The organism is Ureibacillus sp. FSL K6-0786, assembly GCF_037965165.1.
In the GTDB taxonomy this organism is placed as follows: domain Bacteria; phylum Bacillota; class Bacilli; order Bacillales_A; family Planococcaceae; genus Ureibacillus; species Ureibacillus thermosphaericus.
In genome coordinates this window covers 2,607,507-2,628,201 of the sequence record NZ_CP150191.1, presented here as the reverse complement: position 1 = coordinate 2,628,201, position 20,695 = coordinate 2,607,507, and the positions used below count along the sequence as shown (strand labels likewise).

General features: G+C 36.2%; 21 protein-coding genes, 1 tRNA gene and 1 riboswitch. Of the genes, 2 read left to right on the top strand and 20 right to left on the bottom strand.

Going from position 1 to position 20,695, the window contains the following annotated elements; genetic code table 11:
- Positions 1-52: 52 nt before the first annotated feature.
- From NSQ18_RS12975 to NSQ18_RS12960, 4 genes are all read right to left on the bottom strand, one after another.
- Positions 53-1,099, bottom strand: a complete 1,047-nt coding sequence (locus NSQ18_RS12975) for a dihydrodipicolinate synthase family protein (RefSeq protein WP_168412598.1) — start codon at positions 1,097-1,099, stop codon at positions 53-55.
- The gene (locus NSQ18_RS12970; RefSeq protein ID WP_026018977.1) at positions 1,099-2,115 is read right to left on the bottom strand and encodes an NAD(P)-dependent oxidoreductase; all 1,017 of its coding nucleotides are present in this window, start codon (positions 2,113-2,115) and stop codon (positions 1,099-1,101) included. Before NSQ18_RS12970 ends, NSQ18_RS12975 begins: the two co-directional genes overlap by 1 nt.
- A gap of 14 nt (positions 2,116-2,129) precedes the next feature.
- Complete coding sequence (locus NSQ18_RS12965) at positions 2,130-3,389, bottom strand: Nramp family divalent metal transporter (protein WP_016837212.1); 1,260 nt, start codon at positions 3,387-3,389, stop codon at positions 2,130-2,132.
- A 256-nt stretch (positions 3,390-3,645) separates the two neighbouring features.
- Entirely contained in the window at positions 3,646-4,218 is a 573-nt protein-coding gene (locus tag NSQ18_RS12960; RefSeq protein WP_168412596.1) for a PepSY domain-containing protein, read from the bottom strand.
- Positions 4,219-4,415: 197 nt separating this feature from the next.
- Here NSQ18_RS12960 and NSQ18_RS12955 point away from each other — a divergent pair, with 197 nt between their 5' ends.
- A complete protein-coding gene (locus NSQ18_RS12955) occupies positions 4,416-4,610 on the top strand; it encodes a hypothetical protein (RefSeq protein WP_339288291.1) in 195 nt (64 codons plus the stop codon).
- Positions 4,611-5,787: 1,177 nt separating this feature from the next.
- Here NSQ18_RS12955 and NSQ18_RS12950 read toward each other — a convergent pair.
- The 12 genes from NSQ18_RS12950 to NSQ18_RS12895 form a co-directional block, all read right to left on the bottom strand.
- The gene (locus NSQ18_RS12950) at positions 5,788-6,165 is read right to left on the bottom strand and encodes a PH domain-containing protein (RefSeq protein ID WP_016837209.1); all 378 of its coding nucleotides are present in this window, start codon (positions 6,163-6,165) and stop codon (positions 5,788-5,790) included.
- A gap of 520 nt (positions 6,166-6,685) precedes the next feature.
- Positions 6,686-6,759, bottom strand: a tRNA-Arg gene (locus NSQ18_RS12945).
- A gap of 103 nt (positions 6,760-6,862) precedes the next feature.
- A complete protein-coding gene (locus tag NSQ18_RS12940) occupies positions 6,863-7,372 on the bottom strand; it encodes a metallophosphoesterase (RefSeq protein ID WP_016837208.1) in 510 nt (169 codons plus the stop codon).
- 252 nt (positions 7,373-7,624) lie between these two features.
- Complete coding sequence (locus NSQ18_RS12935; protein ID WP_016837207.1) at positions 7,625-7,954, bottom strand: zinc ribbon domain-containing protein YjdM; 330 nt, start codon at positions 7,952-7,954, stop codon at positions 7,625-7,627.
- 93 nt (positions 7,955-8,047) lie between these two features.
- Positions 8,048-8,641 (bottom strand): XTP/dITP diphosphatase, encoded by a 594-nt coding sequence (locus tag NSQ18_RS12930; RefSeq protein ID WP_339289683.1) that lies wholly within the window; start codon positions 8,639-8,641, stop codon positions 8,048-8,050.
- Positions 8,641-9,399 (bottom strand): ribonuclease PH, encoded by a 759-nt coding sequence (gene rph / locus NSQ18_RS12925; RefSeq protein ID WP_016837205.1) that lies wholly within the window; start codon positions 9,397-9,399, stop codon positions 8,641-8,643. Before rph ends, NSQ18_RS12930 begins: the two co-directional genes overlap by 1 nt.
- Positions 9,400-9,660: 261 nt before the next feature.
- Positions 9,661-10,455 (bottom strand): glutamate racemase, encoded by a 795-nt coding sequence (gene racE, locus NSQ18_RS12920; protein ID WP_016837204.1) that lies wholly within the window; start codon positions 10,453-10,455, stop codon positions 9,661-9,663.
- Positions 10,456-10,752: 297 nt separating this feature from the next.
- Positions 10,753-10,974, bottom strand: a complete 222-nt coding sequence (locus tag NSQ18_RS12915; RefSeq protein WP_016837203.1) for a LuxR C-terminal-related transcriptional regulator — start codon at positions 10,972-10,974, stop codon at positions 10,753-10,755.
- A 71-nt stretch (positions 10,975-11,045) separates the two neighbouring features.
- Positions 11,046-11,492, bottom strand: a complete 447-nt coding sequence (locus tag NSQ18_RS12910; protein ID WP_016837202.1) for a thioesterase family protein — start codon at positions 11,490-11,492, stop codon at positions 11,046-11,048.
- Between the two features lie 261 nt (positions 11,493-11,753).
- Complete coding sequence (gene sdhB / locus NSQ18_RS12905; protein WP_339289681.1) at positions 11,754-12,521, bottom strand: succinate dehydrogenase iron-sulfur subunit; 768 nt, start codon at positions 12,519-12,521, stop codon at positions 11,754-11,756.
- Positions 12,522-12,538: 17 nt separating this feature from the next.
- Positions 12,539-14,299, bottom strand: a complete 1,761-nt coding sequence (gene sdhA, locus NSQ18_RS12900) for a succinate dehydrogenase flavoprotein subunit (RefSeq protein WP_016837200.1) — start codon at positions 14,297-14,299, stop codon at positions 12,539-12,541.
- 50 nt (positions 14,300-14,349) lie between these two features.
- Positions 14,350-14,961: a succinate dehydrogenase cytochrome b558 subunit gene (locus tag NSQ18_RS12895; protein ID WP_016837199.1), complete on the bottom strand. Its 612-nt coding sequence runs from the start codon at positions 14,959-14,961 to the stop codon at positions 14,350-14,352.
- A 285-nt stretch (positions 14,962-15,246) separates the two neighbouring features.
- On the opposite strand from NSQ18_RS12895, the gene NSQ18_RS12890 reads away from it, so the two are divergent.
- Entirely contained in the window at positions 15,247-15,663 is a 417-nt protein-coding gene (locus NSQ18_RS12890) for a YslB family protein (RefSeq protein WP_016837198.1), read from the top strand.
- A 20-nt stretch (positions 15,664-15,683) separates the two neighbouring features.
- On the opposite strand, the gene NSQ18_RS12885 is transcribed toward NSQ18_RS12890, so the two are convergent.
- The 4 genes from NSQ18_RS12885 to NSQ18_RS12870 all read right to left on the bottom strand — a co-directional run bounded on the left by NSQ18_RS12885 (position 15,684) and on the right by NSQ18_RS12870 (position 20,674).
- Positions 15,684-16,910: an aspartate kinase gene (locus tag NSQ18_RS12885; protein WP_016837197.1), complete on the bottom strand. Its 1,227-nt coding sequence runs from the start codon at positions 16,908-16,910 to the stop codon at positions 15,684-15,686.
- 121 nt (positions 16,911-17,031) lie between these two features.
- A riboswitch (Lysine riboswitch) is annotated at positions 17,032-17,216 on the bottom strand.
- Between the two features lie 37 nt (positions 17,217-17,253).
- A complete protein-coding gene (gene uvrC, locus NSQ18_RS12880) occupies positions 17,254-19,041 on the bottom strand; it encodes an excinuclease ABC subunit UvrC (protein ID WP_016837196.1) in 1,788 nt (595 codons plus the stop codon).
- A gap of 147 nt (positions 19,042-19,188) precedes the next feature.
- Positions 19,189-19,503 (bottom strand): thioredoxin, encoded by a 315-nt coding sequence (trxA, locus tag NSQ18_RS12875; protein ID WP_016837195.1) that lies wholly within the window; start codon positions 19,501-19,503, stop codon positions 19,189-19,191.
- Between the two features lie 193 nt (positions 19,504-19,696).
- The gene (locus tag NSQ18_RS12870) at positions 19,697-20,674 is read right to left on the bottom strand and encodes an electron transfer flavoprotein subunit alpha/FixB family protein (RefSeq protein ID WP_096551436.1); all 978 of its coding nucleotides are present in this window, start codon (positions 20,672-20,674) and stop codon (positions 19,697-19,699) included.
- Positions 20,675-20,695 lie beyond the last annotated feature (21 nt).

The following is a 20,695-nucleotide window of genomic DNA, read 5'->3' as shown; positions in this document are numbered from 1 at the left end:
AAATAAAGAATAATCGAATGATTTAATCATAAACCATTCGATTACTATTTTCTTATACTGACTGCTTATTTAGAAAATTTTTTACAAATTCATCATCGTGAAGATGAGGGTACAATTTATAAACTTCATCAATTAATTCCAACTGTCCTTTGCTCAGCACTTCCCGTTCGCTTAAACATTTATTCGAGCGAATTAATCCTTGTCGGCGCAATACTTCATTGATACCTGCAATACTTCCTTTAAAATGATTATGCGAATCGAAAAATGCTGCATTTGCATGGGTTACTTCTTGAGCAATCTTCATCCATTTGGAATGAATAACATCTTTTTCCCGTTCTTCTTTAATGCTACGGAATAGTTCCACAGCTTTTGAAGTCCAGACTGCCCAATGACCTAACAATCCACCGGCAAATCGTTTCTTCCTAATTTCACCATCGACTTCCTCTTCAAATACTGTGAATAAATCATGAATTATTGAATCGTCATTGCCTGTATAAAGGGCAATCTCATTCCAACGGCTTGAGTGTAAGACCGCCCGTGCCACATCTATTGTTAAATACCTGTCGAAAGGAGCGACTTTAATTGCATAGGCATTCGGAATTTCACAAAACTGTTTCCAAAAATCAGTCGTAAATATACGGCCACCAACTGCTGGCTGTAAATAAAATCCTATAATTGGAATAATAGATGCAATTTCCCTTGCTCGTTGCAACAATTCTTCTTCAGTATAATGAAATAGCCCATTATTGCTTAATAATACAAGATCATATCCAATTTCTTTTGCAAATTGTGCTTCTTTTATCGCTTGCTCTATTTCCCCACTGACCCCTGCAATTTTAATAAAATCCGATTTTGCATGAGCAGAAATTTCCTCTATAGCTGTTTTTAATACTTGTTGATAAAACTCGAAAACTTGGTGAATCTCAAACTGTGTCGTATGAACTCCAACCGCTACACCATCTACCCCCGACTCGATATAATATCGTGTCAATAGACGTTGCGATTCTTCATCAAAAGATTTATCTTCAAATAATGCTAACGGGTGAGCAGGTATAAATGCGCCATCCATTAATTTTTCTTTTACCACATCTCTTAACATTAAAACTGCCCCTTTCGCTCTTGGAAATGGCTCGGTTTATTGAGAAGCTCACCATTATGTTGAATCCAATCGGCAATTAATTGAATCATTTCTTTTACAGAAACGGATGGATAACCAAAAGTTTGATGTGCTTTCGACGCATTGCTTAATAATGCTGTATCCGCTTCTTCACCAACGATGTTAGCTTCTTTCCCAAAGATTTTGGCAAATTCATTTGCTAACCAACGTACCGATAACAATTCAGGTCCCGTCACATTAAAAATTGTCGGAGGTGAAGAAGCATGTATTAATGACCGAATCGCAAACTCATTGGCATCACCTTGCCAAATGACATTTACATGCCCCATCGTTACATCTATCGGTTGATTATGATAAACCGCTTTTGCAATTTCCACTAACACGCCATAACGAAGATCAATTGCATAATTCAGACGAAAAATGGACATCTTCGTTTGATTTTTATGAGAAAAATACGTAAATACTCTCTCTCTTCCTAAAGTCGATTGACCATACTCTCCCACCGGATTAGGTGTAACCGACTCATCACAGCCACCCGTTTTTACTTCTGTTAGCGGATAGACATTCCCTGTAGAAAATACGACGATTCTTGAATCTTTATAATGCTCGGCAACACGTCCAGGCAAGTAGCTGTTCATCGCCCAAGTAAAATGTTCGTTTCCAACTGTTCCAAATTTATTTCCCGCCATAAAAATGACATTTTTGGCCTTAGGTAGTTGTTGAAGCTCTGAATCATTTAACAGATCACAAGAAATTGTTTCGATACCTTTCGAATTTAGTTTTGTCTCTAAATCTTTATTTGAAAATCTTGAAACACCGATTACTCGCTGATTTGTCCCCGCTTCATTAATCGCATTTTTTAATAGATAGGCTAGAGTTGGCCCCATTTTCCCTCCAACCCCAAGGATAATAAAATCACCATTTAACTTTTTCACATCCTCAATTAATGCTTTTGTTGGAGTAGACATAAATTCTTCAAGTTGTTCAACTGTTACAATCATTGCTTTTCCTCCTAAGATAAGAATATATTTTTGAAGTTATTGAATGCTAAATAAATGAGTAGTAATAAACCAATAATACCGAGTACATTACTAAACAATTTATTTTTCAAGTCCCCCATAATTTCTTTTGAGTTGGCGATTACTAAAATGGCAATTGCGATAAACGGAACTACAAAAATCGTCACACCTTGAGCAAAAGTAATTAAGTTCACAGGGTTTCCGTCAAAAATTAAAGCAATAAACGAACCAAACAGCATTACAATAATGATGGCTATTTTCACTTTCATCGATGATAATTGGTGCCCTAACCCCAGACCATCAGCCAGTAGCCCGCCTCCAATTGTGGCATTTCCTATTAATGATGAATAGGAAGCACCGAATAAACCGAGTACAAAAATAAACACTGCAAAACTACCAAATGATGGTTTTAAAATACCCGCCATTTCAATAGCATTGTTCACCAAAATTCCTTCAGGCTTTAATACAGTTGCAGCAGTGATCATGATTAAGAATGAAATAAATCCTAATAAGAATATCCCGAAAATTGCTTCAAATTTACTCTCTTGAACCTCTTTTCGACCTACTCCTTTTTCACGCACTAAATACGATTGATAGATAGCACCTACGATTGAGAATGAAGTCGCTATTAAAGCAATTACTAGTGCCATACTACCTTCAGGGAATCTAGGTACAAATCCGCTAAAAATGTCGACAATCGAAGGTTTTACGATGATTAACGTAATTAAGAAGGCGAATAACATCAAAATGACTAAAGCCAACATCAATTTTTCCAGCACTTTATAAAATTGCGTTAAAAATAATAAAGCTACGCCAAGTAAAGTACCTACAATAATCCAAACTTTTGAACTGATACCAGTAATCGCTTCAACCGCAATCCCCGTTCCAATTGCATTCCCAGCTTGGAATGAAGAACAAACTAAAAATGCACCAATTCCAATAATGACCCCTGCCCATTTCCCCCATTTTTCTTTCACTAGATTAATAAACGTATCTTTTCCGGCAATCCCTATTCTTGCTGCCATTTCTGTATAACAGGCCATTAAGATGACAGCGACAATGATAGACCACACTAATTCAGTTCCATAAATTGCGCCAATTTTTGAGTTTAATGTGATGGAACCTGGCCCTAATACAAGTGCCGAAGTAATAAGACCAGGACCTAAAATTTTCAAAAATTTCAAAAACCCATTTCCTCCATTTTGATGATTCCCAGAGATTGAAGCATTTACCTCTTTGTCCTTCATCACCATTTCTTCCATCCCCCTTTTTATTCAGAATTTTCTTTAATTTAATTTTATTGAAAATCTTAGTCCTCGAACACGACCTAAAATTGTCCTTAAATCAATAGTTGAATTTCTTTGATTTTATAAGCACTTTAATGAATTCAGAAGAACAGGCTCGGAGACTTTTGCGGATACCATCAGAAAAAAATGCACAACGAGCAAGATACTCATTGTGCATTTACGAAAAACAATTGCATCCATTCAAATCATATAATGTTGTAAGTTAATCATCCATCTTCATTTGTATCATTTCACCTGTTGTCCCATCGATTTTAATATCGATGTCTTGTGTTTGATTTTTATACTCAATAGTATATATTGGTTTTCCTCTTTCTACTTCAAGTGACCAACCAATTGGAGAAAGGTCTTTTACTTCATCATTAGTAGCTGCCTTTTCAATAGCTTCATTTGGTTCTATGATATTTGAAAAATCTAAAGCTTCATCACGATTGACTTTTGATTCAACTTCATTGACTTTTATTTCTTTCGTCGTTGCATCAATTTCTACTTCATACTCTTTTGTAGAATCATAACCATCAATATCATAATACAATTGACCAAAATCTGATTCTAAGTCAATCGACTCGATCTTTGCATCTGGATAAGCTTCTTTAAAGATATCGATTGCCTCTCTCATCGTTACAACAGGATTTGTAATATTGGATTCATTTTGTGCAATAGTCGATTCATTCGAGTTGTTTGTCGTATTGACTTCAGTTGTAATATTTTTTGCATTCGTGCTACATGCAGCTAGTAAAGATAGCGTGAATCCAGCAATGATTAGTTTTTTAATCATTTCTATACTCTCCTTAATGGCATATTTCGTATTTATATTTTGAACAATTCTGTGATAAACATACTGTTTTGTAATTCTGTTGTTAAATTGTGAAGGCCTTCCTTGAATTCACTATTGCGACTTTTGCTATTTTCTAGGAAATAAACTTTTTTAATAAAATTAAATAGTTTTCAGCTTTCTCCCTCTCAAACAATTGCATGATAGCGTTAGTATTGTGTAAAAAACAGAAAAAAGCACCGCCAACAACATTAGCGGTGCCTGTAAGGAAAATCTACATCTTGCTTAATGTTTCCATTATCAATAATTGTTCCCATTTTCCTGAAGAGTATGTAATAAAGGGAGAAACAGATGGTCCACTTACTCGGTTAATCTATATTGACTACTTTGATTAACCGAAAGCCAAAAATTAAGGAAATAATGTATCCAATAAAGGCTAACAATAAAGTGAAATTGTTAAAGCTAAAATTGATTGATACAAGTGTTAAAATAATTATTCCTATAAGTAGATACAACATTTTATTCATATTTCTAATTATAACTTTAACTTTTGGTTCGATTATTTTTTTAAAAGCTTTAATAGAGAGCTATAAAACCTATCAGTAACATTGCAAAAATTGGATAAATTATAGAAGAATATGAATTTTTGAATGTTATATTTTGAAGTTTATACAAAACATCTACTAACAATAATAGTCCTGTTACATAAAAAACGATACCTATACCATAAACATATTTCCTATACATTAAATTCCCTCCAATTGCATTACACTTATAATCTATTTTGATTATTATGTCTATTAATTTTGAACATTTTTTACTATTTATTCCATTTATGGTATATAATACACTATACTAAAAAAAGGAAGTAATTACAATATGAGTAACAAGATACGAATAAAACAGTTCAAAAGATTGATTCTACAGCAGCGGATGCAATAGCAGACGCTAATTATAAATATATTAAACTCGTAGGAAACGTTGCAGGTCATATTGAATTGCGATTTACCGCAACAGGAAATTATTATATGCATGATACTTATATAGGTACTTCTCGTTATTGACTAATAAGTTTCATCGGATAAACCGCTATTCTAACAGCTCATGGAATTTTGTAGTGAACAAGATTTCATGAGCTTAAACGCTGGATTCTATACTACTAAATATGGTGATGTTATCAGAACATACAAGAGTTCAACAAATCTTTAAAAAGTAACCGCCTAATTAAAACTTTTAGATGTTTTGTAATCATTAAATCAACATCAAAAGGTACTTTTTCAACGAGTGGTTCAAGTGCTAAAACACATGTTAAGTAAAACCCAAAAAATGATTTTTTCTAATCTATTTCCATGAAAAAGAAAAAAGCCCGAAACCTCTTTAAATATCAAGGATTTCGAGCATCTGATTAGTTGATTAAACTTATTCGTTATTGTACAAGTAGCGTCCTAGAAGGGATTTATACCTAGAAAAAACATTGTGAGAAAAAGAAAGCCATACCCGCTAGAAACGATTCCAAGATAGCTTCTCAAACAATTCCGAAATTAATCGAATTGATCGCATTTATAAATACTCTTATTTCAATACATACTCCGCAAGCACACGCTGCACATTGTATATATTCGTCGATCTATTGAACGTCTTTTGAATCGGTAACTCACTACCGGACACCCAAATTTTTAACTCCGCATCTAAATCGAATGTGCCAGCGTTTTCCACTGAAAAATGCAATATGCTTCTGTACGGAATAGAATGATATTCAACTTTCTTCCCCGTCATCCCCTGCTTATCTATCAGTATCAATCGTTTATTAGTAAAAACAAACATATCTCTAATGACTTTATAAGCGTGCTCTACACTTTCCGAAGGTATTAAGATTTCTTTCAATTCTTCATTTATTTTTTCAACACTGACTTCGCTAGCATTTCCCATTAAACCGTCGAATAACCCCATTACATAACACCCCTTTGGTATTGTTATTAAATTTTAATATACCATAATTTGTATAAACTTGAAAACAATTCAATAATATTGTCCTAAGGCTTGAAAAATATTTGCAAATTTTTACCCCTAAATATAAAAAAGTTGCTAGCAAGCTCTGACTGTCAGATGAGCCCGTTTGAGCAGGCCGGCTTGGGGGTTTTGAACGCAAAAAAAGAGCAACCAACTTTATTCGTTGATTGCTTATCTTTTTATGCTTTCTATTAATTTTATTGCTACATCAAATGGCCTGTTTCCACTAAGCCAATTTCTGACGATTCAACATCGTTAAGTATATGCTTCTATGATGAACACAATGAACCTTATAGTAACTTAATATCTAGAGCGGTTCAAGAGCTGCATCTCAATTTGATAAATTTTTAAAGAGAAAGTTTGAAAATGGAACATTTTGGAGCATTTTTATTTCATGCAAAATTGTGAATAAAAATAAAAAAAACCTTACAACCATTGAGGAAGTAAGGTTTCATAATAGCGTCCCAGGAGGGATTCGAACCCCCGACCGACGGCTTAGAAGGCCGTTGCTCTATCCAGCTGAGCTACTGAGACATTTTGTTTTCCCAAAGGACAATATTTATTATATTAGCGTAGTGTGAAAATGTCAACGGTTTTTTAAAAATTTTTTCAACTAATTTTCACACTACGAACCATTTTACAATTCTTCCAATGGATACTCTTTTTGAAATATTTCTTCCCCTTGATCCGTATACGCAGTAACTTTCCAAATTGAATCATTATACTCTAACACTGCGTAACTCTTTTCATCAATGCCCCGAGGCTTTAACAAGCTCCCGGGATTTACAAACAGAATATTGTCTATCAATTCTGCACCAAGTAAATGGGAATGTCCAAACAACACCGCATCTGCTTCTACTTCCTTTGCACGATAAAACAGATTCATGGTTGTCGACTTTACATTGAATAAATGTCCATGCGTTACATACACTTTTTTATTCTCAATTTCAAACTGCAATTCTTCAGGAAACCGGCTATCCCGGTCACAATTGCCGCGAACTCGCTTTACTCCTTCTAGATATGGGTGTTGATAATCTAGTTCGCTATCCCCACAGTGAATGACCACATCCACTCCTGGATGTCGCTCCTTAACTACTTGTATGATTTCTGCATCCCCATGGGTATCACTCATCACTAATAATTTCATTGTCTCCACCCTTATTTTTTACTTTGCATCCAAGTAATGAAAAATATGCCTAATAAAAATTTTAATAAAATCTGCTTGAAATGTAAAAGGTTAATTGCTGACAAAATACGACTTGCTGTTTTACTTAATGTACACAAGTAAATCTTTGTTTCGCATATCATTAAATAATTGCAACATTTGCTTAAATACTTGTGACTAAAATACTCGCAACTTTATCCTAAATAAAAAAGAGGCTGCTTGAGCCCCTTTACTTTAAGCTTTTTTCACAAATTCAGATTTTAACTTCATTGCACCAAAACCATCAATTTTACAATCGATGTTGTGATCTCCCTCTACCAACTTGATGTTTTTTACTTTAGTGCCAATTTTTAATGTGGAAGAACTTCCTTTTACTTTTAAATCTTTAATGATTGTCACTGTATCGCCATCTTGTAAAAGATTGCCGTAAGCATCTTTTACTACCAAGCCTTCCTCTTCAGTATGGTCGTTTTCAGTCCATTCATGAGCGCATTCTGGACAAATAAATACGTTTCCATCTTCATACGTATATTCTGAATTACATTTTGGACAGTTTGGTATCATTTCTTTTTCCTCCATATTTACATCATTACCTACTACTATAATGAAGTCTTAACGAGATTTCAAATGTTTATGGAAATTTTCAAACTGTCCACTTTATTTTAATACATTCGGCAACACTTCTGTTAACTTCCGAATCGCATTTCCTCGGTGGGAAATTGCACCTTTCTCTTCTGGTGTAAGTTCTGCCATAGTACGACCTAATTCTGGTACGTAAAAGATTGGATCGTAACCAAAACCATTAGTACCTCTTTTTTTGTGCAAAATTCTGCCTTCACATGCGCCTAAGAATGTTCTCGTTTCGATGTTTGGACCGCTAATAGCGATGGCACAAACGAAGCGTGCTGTGCGCTCTTCATCCGGAATCCCTTGCATTTTTTCAAGCACTTTTTGAATATTTGCTTCATCATCATGATCTCCCGCATAACGGGCGGAAAATACCCCTGGTTCACCGCCTAAAGCATCGATTGCCAAACCGCTATCATCCGCAATAACGAGTTTACCAAGGGCTTGTGAGAGGGCTTCTGCTTTTAATATTGCGTTTTCTTCAAAGGTTGTACCTGTTTCTTCAATTTCCATATCACTCGCTATATCTAGCATTGTTACAACCTCATAATGAAGCGGCTTGAAAATCGCTTCAAAATCTTTTGCTTTTCCTCTATTTTTCGTTGCAATTACAACTTGTTTCATCATTCTTTTGACTCCCCAACTTCTAGAATGAATTTTGCATCTTCACCAAGTACGGACTTTTGTATTTCAATTAATTCTCGAATTCCTTTTTCACCGAGAGCAAGCAACGTATTTAATTCTTCTCGAGAGAATGTCGCTTCCTCCCCAGTACCTTGTATTTCAACGAATCTGCCGCTTCCAGTCATTACTAGATTCATATCTACCTTTGCTTGAAAATCCTCTGAATAATTTAAATCTAAAACCGCTCCAATCGGTTCTACAAATCCGACACTTGTTGCTGCTAAAAAATCAGTAACTGGAAACTTTTCAAATGGAGATTCTTTATGGCGCTTTGCAAGAGCTTGTGTTAATGCAACGAACGCCCCAGTAATAGAAGCTGTTCTTGTTCCTCCATCTGCTTGTATAACGTCGCAATCAATCCAGATAGTCCGCTCTCCAAACGCTTCTAAATCAACAACTGCCCGCAATGCTCGTCCAATTAAACGTTGAATCTCCATCGTACGTCCACCGATTTTACCTCGTGAAGATTCACGGATAGTACGTTCTTGCGTTGCTCTTGGCAACATGGAATATTCTGCAGTAATCCAACCTTTTCCTTGCCCACGCAGAAAGCTAGGAACTTTCTCTTCTATCGTAGCTGTACAAATTACTTTTGTATTACCTACTTGAATTAAAACAGATCCTTCTGGATGAATTAAATAATCTGTTTCGATTGTTACAGGTCTTAATTGATTTACTTCTCTTCCATCTACTCGCATGTACTTTCCTCCTACAAATAATCGCACAATATATTAACATACATTTTCTCCAGAAAAAAGTCATTGCACATTTTTGAAACTTTTTTGGCATACAATCTTTATAGCTTGTAGCACTGTACTACAAGTAAAAAAGCTCGAAAAGTGCCTTTCGAGCTTTCTTCATGTCTCATGCAATTCGGTATAACCGAATGATTTTGCTGCTTGATGTACCGAATCGCATGAGACTCAAAATGATTTGAGCATCATGGATTTTTTGAGTTGTTAAAATTGAATTTTTCTTACATCTAAGTGTTTCATTTCTAACCAATTTTCAGCAATTGTACGGAAAATGGGCACCGAGCCGGTCACATAGAAAATATGATGTGGTTTATGATTTTCATTTCGGAGTAAGTGATGTTTTGTTAATAGCTCTTTTACTTCTTTTGCAGTTTCTTCTGCTGATGATAAAACAGTTACATTAGGTCCAACTACCTTTTCGATATGATGTTGAATCATCGGATAGTGAGTACAACCTAAAATGACTGTGTCAAAACTTTTATTTTCAAGCGGCTTTAATCCATTCGCTACAAGGTCGAATGCAAATTGTCCTTCATATTCTCCACTTTCAACTAGCGGTACAAATGTCGGACACGCAAGAGGAATAATTTTCGCCTCCGTATTTAAAGCAAGCAGTGCACGTTCATATGCGCCACTTTTAATTGTTCCTTCTGTTGCAAGAACCACAATTCGATTGTGCTTCGTTTTTTTTACAGCTGCTCGGGCTCCCGCATTAATGACGCCCACTATTGGAATTGAGAGCTGTTCTCTTAAAACATCTAATGCTACTGCCGTTGCCGTATTACATGCGATAACAAGGAGTTTTATATTCTGTTTTTCCAACGCTTTTGCTAACTGCATAGTAAAGGCGAGAACCTCTTCACTTTTTCGTGGGCCATAGGGGCACCTTGCAGTATCGCCAATGTAATAAATCGTTTCATTTGGCAAAACATTGATAATTTGTTTTGCAACAGTTAAGCCACCTACTCCTGAATCGATAACGCCTATTGGGGCATTCACTTATACCGCCTCTATCCTATTTCATTTGTATGATATATTATTATCTATTCTATTTTGACCTAATTCTTTACTAAGTTCAATGATTCTTTTATTCATACAATTGAACAGGAAAAGACAGTTTTTTATTTGAATACCCTCATGTTAAACATCGCGCCATTGATCCATGCAACTGCCCGATTGTTGTAATTGTATATCAGATAATAATTGACATTTTTTTGAATAAGTATTTTTCATCACTAATACGATTGTAGCCTTTTAAAATTCATTTTAGGATTTAAAGCCACTATCTTAAATCGATTAATGCAATGAAAGCTCGTCAAGCCTTAGCAATTCAATCAGTGCCTGTGACCTGCTAGAAACGCCCAGTTTTTGAATTGTGTTTGAAATATGGTTACGCACCGTTTTTTCGCTTATGCCCAACTTTTGTGAAATTTCTTTTGTGGAATAATCTAAAATTAATAATTGAAATATTTCCCGCTCTCTTTTCGTTAAAAGCGAACGATGCTGCGGGCTACTCATAAGGCAACACCCTCCTATCTCCTCTCTATGTAAAGTATGTCATGAGGGTGGAGGCTGTGAGGGCATTTTAACTATTTCCCACATAATATTACTTTTTGTTCTTCAGTCCAGCGATGAGGTTTACCAGTTTCTTTGTTGATTTGTACTAAAGCCCCTCTACCAGTTAAAACGATTTCATCTTTTTCATTTTTTACCATGTAGTGAAGATCTAGAGAGGAGTTTCCAACCCGTGCTGTTTTTACATAAATTCGCAGTTTTTCTCCGTAATAAACTTGTTTTAAATAGTCGCATTGCAAATCTGCCGCAACTGGAATACATTGCTCATCTTGTGAACCCCAATTGTTCTTCACATTCAGCCATTTAAAATATTCAATGCGTGCATGTTCAAAATATGAAAATGGTACAACATTATTTAAATGTCCATACATATCAACATCTGAAAAACGAACAATCTCTTCCGTGTAAAATGTAAATTCCTTCTCCCATTGTTCAAAATCTTCAATATACATTTCTTTCATTTTCCCATCCCCTTTAACCAATGTTTTACTTATATAATAAATATTATACAATAGTAGATTCATCGAGGAAATGAATGAAAATGTCGAATATTGGAAGGGGATGACGATGGATTTTTTTATTGAAAGAGGATTCGCAATGCAACTGTACAGAAATAAACTGCTTACTATACTATGCAGCATCATGAAAATTGGATAATTGTTCTATAAAAAAATTAAAAGCAGCCAAAATCGATAAACGATTTTGACTGCTTCTAATACATATTAGTCTACCATATGGTCAGAACCGAAGAATTTGCGGAACATGTGTACAGTCGTTGCTCTGTTTAATGATGCAATAGAAGTTGTTAAAGGAATTCCTTTTGGACAAGCAGCTACACAGTTTTGAGAGTTACCGCAGTTTGCAAGTCCGCCTTCACCCATAATTGCATCTAAACGTTCGTCTTTGTTCATTGCACCTGTTGGATGTGTATTGAATAAACGTACTTGAGAAAGTGGTGCTGGACCGATGAAGCTAGATTTCTCAGAAACGTTTGGACAAGCTTCGAAACAAACACCACAAGTCATACATTTTGACAATTCGTATGCCCATTGACGTTTGCGTTCAGGCATGCGTGGACCTTCTCCTAAATCGTAACTTCCGTCAATCGGAATCCACGCTTTTACTTTTTTCAATGCGTTGAACATACGGCTTCGGTCAACTTGTAAGTCACGAACAACTGGGAAAGTTTTCATTGGTTCTAAGCGAATTGGGTGTTCAAGTTTATCAACCAACGCAGAACATGATTGGCGTGGACGGCCATTAATTACCATCGAACAAGCACCACAAACTTCCTCTAGACAGTTCATGTCCCAAGTAACCGGTGTTGTTGGTTTTCCATCAGCAGTCACTGGATGTTGACGAATGTACATCAATGCAGAGATTACGTTCATACCTGGACGGTAAGGTACTTCGAATTCTTCCCAACGGCTTGCACCATTTGGATTATCTTGACGTAAAATTCTAAATCTTACTGTTTTTCCAGTTTCCACTTGTTGTGTAGTCACGATTAATTACCTCCTTTCGAAGAGTAGTCACGTTTACGAGGCGGAATTAATGAAACGTCTACTTCTTGGTAAGTAATAATTGGCTCACCTGTAGATGGATCAAATTTCGCCATAGTTGTTTTTAAGAAGTTTTCGTCGTCACGTTCTGGGAATTCTGGTTTATAGTGTGCACCACGTGACTCGTTACGTAATAACGCACCTTTTGTAATTACTCGTGCAAGATATAGCATGTTTTTCAATTGACGAGTAAAGTGTGCACCTTGGTTGCTCCATTTTTGAGTATCGTGGATGTTAATGTTTTCCCAACGCTCTAACATGTCACCAAGTGTGTCATATGTTTTTTGTAGGCGATCGTTGTAACGTACAACTGTTACGTTGTCAGTCATCATTTCGCCTAGTTCTTTGTGAAGTAAATATGCGTTTTCATTACCTTTGTCCATTTTTAGGATGTTATCCCATTTTTGTTGCTCTTGTTTTACATAAGAATCATATAAAGATTGTGGTAAATCTTCCGCATGTTTTGTTAAGCCTTGCATATATTTAACTGCGTTAGGTCCTGCAACCATACCACCATAAATCGCAGAAAGTAATGAGTTAGCACCTAAGCGGTTTGCACCGTGTTGTGAATAGTCACATTCACCAGCAGCAAACAGACCAGGAATTTCAGTCATTTGATCGTAGTCAACCCATAATCCACCCATTGAGTAGTGAACCGCTGGGAAGATCTTCATTGGTACTTTACGTGGATCGTCACCAACGAATTTTTCGTAGATTTCGATGATACCACCAAGTTTGATGTCTAATTCATGTGGATCTTTATGAGATAAGTCTAAATATACGATGTTTTCACCATTGATACCTAATTTTTGGTTTACGCATACGTCGAAGATTTCACGTGTCGCAATGTCACGTGGTACTAAGTTACCGTATGCAGGATATTTTTCTTCTAAGAAGTACCATGGTTTACCATCTTTATATGTCCAAATACGTCCACCCTCACCGCGAGCAGATTCACTCATTAAACGGTTTTTGTCATCGCCAGGAATTGCTGTTGGGTGAATTTGGATGAACTCACCATTTGCATATGAAGCACCTTGTTGATAAACAATTGATGCTGCAGAACCAGTATTGATTACTGAGTTTGTTGATTTACCAAAGATGATACCAGGACCACCTGTTGCCATAACTACAGCATCAGAGCGGAATGCTTTAATTTCTGATGTGCTTAAATCTTGTGCTACGATTCCACGGCAAACTCCTTCGTCATCAAGAACGATTCCAAGGAATTCCCAGTGTTCGTATTTTGTTACTAAACCTTCTACTTCGTAACGACGAACTTGTTCGTCAAGCGCATATAATAATTGTTGACCTGTTGTCGCACCTGCAAATGCAGTACGGTGATGCAATGTACCACCGAAACGACGGAAGTCAAGTAGACCTTCTGGAGTTCGGTTGAACATAACTCCCATACGGTCGAACATGTGAATGATACCAGGTGCTGCTTCACACATTGCTTTTACTGGTGGTTGGTTCGCTAAGAAGTCTCCACCATAAATTGTATCGTCAAAGTGGATCCATGGAGAATCCCCTTCACCTTTTGTATTTACTGCACCATTAATTCCACCTTGTGCACAAACTGAGTGTGAACGTTTAACAGGAACTAATGAGAATAGTTCTACTTCAGTACCCATTTCGGCTGCTTTCATCGTTGCCATTAGACCAGCTAAGCCGCCACCAACAACGATTAATTTCTTTTTGGCCATGATTATTTCTCACTCCTCTTTTCTAATTGGACGTTCTATCTATGCTTGTATCATACGAATGCTAGAATTGCAGATACACCGATAATGCTTAAGATGACGAAAAATGCCATTGTAATCCACGTAACTACTTTTTGAGAATGTGTTGATTGTGTGATACCCCAGCTTACAAAGAATGACCATAAACCGTTAGATAAATGCAATGTAGCGGAAAGGATACCCACAATGTAGAATCCTAACATCCATGGATTTGCAACGATTTTTTCCATCATTTCAAAACTTACTTCCGCACCAAATGCTTTTTGGATGCGAGTTTGGAACATGTGCCAAGCAATGAAGATTACTAGGAACACACCAGTAAGTCGTTGCAATAAGAACATCCAGTTACGGAATGTACTGAAGCGCTTATTGTTTGGTGTTGCTGTAAAGGCAATATAAATTCCATATAAACCGTGGAACAGAATAGGAATGTAGATAACAATCCACTCAATAAGTAATAATAGTGGACCTGGAATATAATCCATTACTCCTGTTGCACTGTTATATGTCTCTTCTCCCCCTGTTGCAGTAAAGTTTAGAGACAAGTGGAACACTAAAAATAGCCCTACAGGAATAACACCAAGTAAAGAATGTAGTCGGCGCCAGTAAAACTCATTTTTTGCCAAGACTGATACCCCCTTAAAATAAGTAGTCAATAAGTCGTCACAAATTGTAAACGCTTTATGCATTGACTGTTTTATTCATAATGGTACAATATTATGACAAGTTCATTGTACCCCCACGAACTATTACCGTCAAGGTTAGTTGTGCATATTTATTTTCCGAAATTTGTCTAATATTCGCTACAAAACCTTCTATTTTTTCTCTATTATGTTATTTTTCTCTATTTTAACTTTTTTCAAATTCTCTGTTGTTAAAAAAGAAAAATTCTAGAAAGAGGTTCTTATTATATGTCATTGTCGAAAGATTCGTTTCCTTTATTTGGATACGAACTGCTAAGAGATTATTTAGTGCCATCCATTTTAGGAAAGCATGAAAAAGATATTCTATATTGGGCAGGAAAAGATTTAGCTCGCAAATTTCCATGCACCGATATTCCTTTAATCATTTCCTTTTTTAAAGATGCCGGATGGGGTGATCTTACCCTTGAAAAAGAAATGAAAGACGGATTTGTGTTTAGTTTGACGAATGAACCGGAGTTGCTAAAGATTAATGAAAGAAATTTTCGCTTAGAAGCTGGCTTCATTGCCGAACAAATCCAAAACTTTAAAGGTGTTTTGACGGAATGCTATGAAGAGAAAAAAGAAAAACAACTAGAAGTAATTTTTACAGTAAAGATGGATTTAAAAGAAAAAATTGAACGCTAAGGGGCTTTATTCGCCCCTTTTTATACCCATTCCTCAGCAAGATTAAATTCATCATGCAGTGCATTTGCTGCACGAATCATATCATCTTGTGGCACAACGACAGATACTTTAATTTCAGATGTAGAAACCATTTTAACAGGGATATTTTCTTGACATAAGCGTGCGAACATGCGGCCTGCTACCCCTGGATTGGAAACCATGCCCGAACCCACGATTGACACTTTCGCTAAACCAACTTCAAAATCAGCAAATTGAAAACCTAACTCCTCTTTATGTTCTTCAAGCACTTTTACCGCATTTGTTAAATCCTCTTTTACAATTGAAAACGATATTGTCGGTTTTACTTCACTCATCACAGATTGTACAATAATATCTACGTTGACATGATGCTTTGCTAGGGTATTAAACAAGTTGGCAAGGGAAGATTTTTCTAGTAATTCATATCCAACAGTAAAGCGGATAATATCTGATTCATAGGCGACACCACGAACAATTAAATTTCTCTCCATTTCAATCTCTCCCTTAATCAATGTACCTCGAAGATTTTTCGTACTCGAACGAACAACAATTGGTATATCAAATTTTTTTGCTAATTCGACCGCTCTCGGATGAACAATTTTCGAACCTAAATAAGATAATTCTAACATCTCATCATATGTAATATCTTTCAATTTACGAGCCTGTTGAACTACATTAGGATCCCCTGTATATACCCCATCAAGATCCGTATAGATTTCCACACGTTCTGCATCAATGCTTTTTGCAATCGCTACCGCTGTTGCATCAGTCCCTCCAGCTCCGAGAAGGGTGATGTTGCCCTCATCATCAACACCTTGTCCGCCCGCGACTATGATTATTTCGCCTTTTTTAAACCGTTCAATAATGACATTACCATCGACTTGATGTATGCGAGCATTTCCTGCTAATTTTCGTGTTGTTTTCATTCCAAGTTGCCAGCCTGTAAGGGAAACAGCTCTAAATCCTCTTTTTTGAATGGCGATGGAAAGCAAACTGCTAGCAATTTGATTATTGGTAGAATGGATTGCGTCTAACTCTCTTTCGGATGGTGCATCCGATAAAGAGTAAATAATTTTTTCCAAACCCTCATTTACAGGTGGAGAGGATGGAACGACTGCTACTACATTGCGTCCAAACTTCTTCTCTTCGATGAGTCTTTTTGCTATTTCTCCAATGTTTTCAGGTGATGCTAGATTCCATTCATCCAACTTCACTACAATATTAATCATCGCTACACTCCCCTTATTTTCACAAGCCATGAAATGAAGTTTCCGAATCTTATATAATTAAAGAAAAAAGCAACTCTTCACAAAGGATGGTGAAAAGCTGCCTCAATTTTCAGAAAACACTTTATGAGATAGCTCTCCAGAACCATTTAGATTCTGACAATCTTGCATTTCTTCAATGCAAAACCAGCCAGTAAACTGGAACAAGCAAATTTACCGCTTCGGCAATCTCCCCTTTCCCTAACCTTCTTCAGACTTGTTCCTCTCCTCCAGTTAGGTACTCATGAATCTCGCACCTCTATCTATATCTAAACTTATTTACTTTTAAAATTACATTATCATACAGTTATTCCTTTGACAATGTGTCATTATGGAAATACTGATAGATTGTTTCTGCAACCACTTTTGGCATTTTCGCTTCCATTAATTCTTCCACAGAAGCTTGTTTGATTTTTTTCACTGAACCAAAATGACTCAGTAATTGTTTCTTCCGTTTTGGACCGATTCCTTCAATTTCATCAAGGACAGAGCGTAAAGCGTTCGTTTGATGTTGTTGCCGCAAAAATGTAATAGCGAAGCGATGGACTTCATCTTGTATTCGCTGAAGCAAGTAAAAAGCATCACTTGTTTTTTTCAGTGGAATCGACATAGGTGGTTCCCCGTATAATAGTTCAGATGTTCGATGCTTCTCATCTTTTGCAAGTCCTGCAATGGGAATTGATAATCCAAGCTCATCTTCCAACACTTCTCGTGCAACTTCAATTTGCCCTTTACCACCGTCAACAATAATTAGATCAGGAAGTGGCAATTGTTCTTTTAATACACGGGTATAGCGCCTGCGAATCACCTCTTGCATCGCTCCATAGTCGTCATGTTTCGCCGTATTTTTTAATTTATATTTGCGATATTCTTTTTTTGCCGGCTTTCCATTAATAAATACGACCATTGCGCTAACAGGATCTGCTCCATGCATGTGGCTGTTATCAAAGGCTTCAATTCTATAAGGCGTTTCAATATTTAGAGCCTCACCTAATTGTTGACAAGCGCCAATTGTCCTCTCTTCCTGGCGTTCAATTAATTGGAATTTTTCTTCGATTGCAAGCATTGCATTTTTCTTTGCTAAATCCACCAGTTCTTTTTTTGTGCCACGTTTTGGCACCAATACTCTTATATTTAATAATTTTTCTAAAATGCTTTTATCAATTGTTTCTGGAATCAATATTTCTTTTGGCTTTAAATGTTCTGTATCATAGAAACGCCCTACAAAAGTTAAAAATTCCTCTTCCGGATCACGGTAAATAGGAAATACAGAAACATCTCTTTCAATTAATTTTCCTTGTCGAACGAAAAAGACTTGAACACACATCCACCCTTTTTCAACTGCATATCCAAATACGTCCCGGTTCGTTTGGTCTCCTGAAACGATTTTTTGCTTTTCCATAACCGTTTCGATATATTGAATTTGATCTCGATATTCCTTTGCTCTTTCAAATTCAAGCTTTTCCGCAGCCTCCATCATTTTTTTCTCTAATTCTTTTTTTACTTGTTCATGGCCGCCATTTAAGAATTTTATGATTTCATTTGTCATTTCTTCAAAAATTTTCGGATCTATATCTTTAACACATGGAGCTAAACATTGCCCCAAATGATAATACAAACAAACTCGATCTGGCAGTCGGTTGCATTTTCTTAATGGATAGATGCGGTTGAGGAGCTTCTTTGTTTCATTCGCGGCAGATACATTCGGATAAGGTCCAAAATATTTAGCTTTGTCTTTTTTCACTTTTCTTGTCGTAATAATTCTTGGATAAATTTCATTGGTAATTTTAATATAAGGATAACTCTTGTCATCCTTTAACATTACGTTATATTTTGGATCATATTGTTTGATTAAATTGAGCTCCAAAATTAAAGCCTCTAAATCACTTGAAGTAACAATATATTCAAAATCTTCTATTTCACTAACTAGCAGTTGAGTTTTACCATCATGGGAACCAGTAAAATAGGATCGAACTCTATTTTTTAAGACTTTTGCCTTTCCGACGTAAATAACCGTTCCTTGTCGGTCTTTCATTAAGTAGCATCCAGGCAAATCTGGTAACAGCGCCAATTTATTTTGAATTGTTTCATTCATGGAGTATCACCTTACATTTAATCAACCTACTTTAACTCTATTATACGAATATCTTAAAGCAAAAATCGATAAGTTTTCTTTTAAATCAATAATCATATCCAAAATAAAAAATCGAGCACAAACAAATTCTTTGTGCTCGGTTGAATATTATTTATTGTTGTTGATGAATTCAACTAATGCTTCTTTTGGTTGGAAGCCAACAGTTTTTGCAATTAATTGGCCATCTTTAAATAAAAGCAAAGATGGAATCGACATAATTTGATATTCAGCAGCTGTTGCTGGATTGTTATCAACATCAACTTTTACAATTTTCACTTCTGAACCCATTTCGGCATCGAGTTCTTCTAATACAGGTGCAATCATTTTACAAGGTCCACACCAAGCTGCCCAGAAATCTACTAATACTAAACCAGAAGAGATTTCTTGTGAAAAGTTTTGATCAGTAGCATGTACAATTGCCATTTATAAAATGCCTCCTTAATGTAACATCTTTTAGTAGTATAGCACGTTAAAAATTCAAAGGGTAGTAAAGTGTTTTAAGAAATTGAAATCCGTTCATCTAACAAACAAATTCCTTTAATGATTTACTTTTTCACAATAAATAACCACATCTCTGAGATTTGAGATGTGGTGAGGAGATTACCAGTTTTAGATTTTAAGAATTTACTTTTAATGCTTTAATTTCTTCAATTAATAACGGAACGACTTCAAATAAGTCGCCGACAATTCCATAATCAGCAACTTTGAAAATGTTTGCTTCAGGGTCTTTGTTAATTGCAACAATTACTTTTGAGTTAGACATACCTGCTAAGTGCTGAATTGCACCAGAAATACCACACGCGATGTATAAATCTGGTGTTACCACTTTACCTGTTTGACCAATTTGCATTGCATAATCGCAATAACCCGCATCACAAGCACCACGGGAAGCACCTACTGCACCGCCCAGTAAGTTGGCAAGCTCTCTTAATGGTTCAAATCCTTCTGCTGATTTTACACCGCGACCGCCAGACACGATTACTTTCGCTTCAGATAAATCAACACCTGTTGTTGCATTGCGAACAACTTCTTTTACAATCGTACGCAAGTTTTTAATATCTACAGATACAGATTGAACGTCTCCTGTGCGGCTTTCATCTCGTTCAAGTGGCGCAATATTGTTAGGACGAACTGTCACGAACACGAGTCCTTCTTTAATTTTTACTTTTTCAAAAGCTTTACCTGAGTAAATTGGACGTACAAATAGTGCATCATCGCCTGTTCCTTCAATCTCTGTTACATCTGAAATCAATCCAGATTGCAGGCGAGATGCCACTTTAGGTGATAAATCTTTCCCTAAAGACGTATGCCCAATAACGATTCCTTCAGGTTTTTCTTGTTCCACAAGAGCTAATAAAGCTTGGCTGAAGCCATCTGAAGTATATGTTTTTAAATGTGGATGTTCCACAACGAGCGCTCGGTCAGCTCCATATGCAATTAATTCCTTTGCAAGATCTGCTACTTGATCGCCAAATAACGCGCCTACAACTTCTCCACCATCTGAGATTTGCTTTGCTGCAGCGATTGCTTCAAATGAAACATTACGTAAAGCACCGTCACGTACTTCTCCTAATACCAATATTTTTTTTGCCATTGTTTTCCCTCCATTACCGTA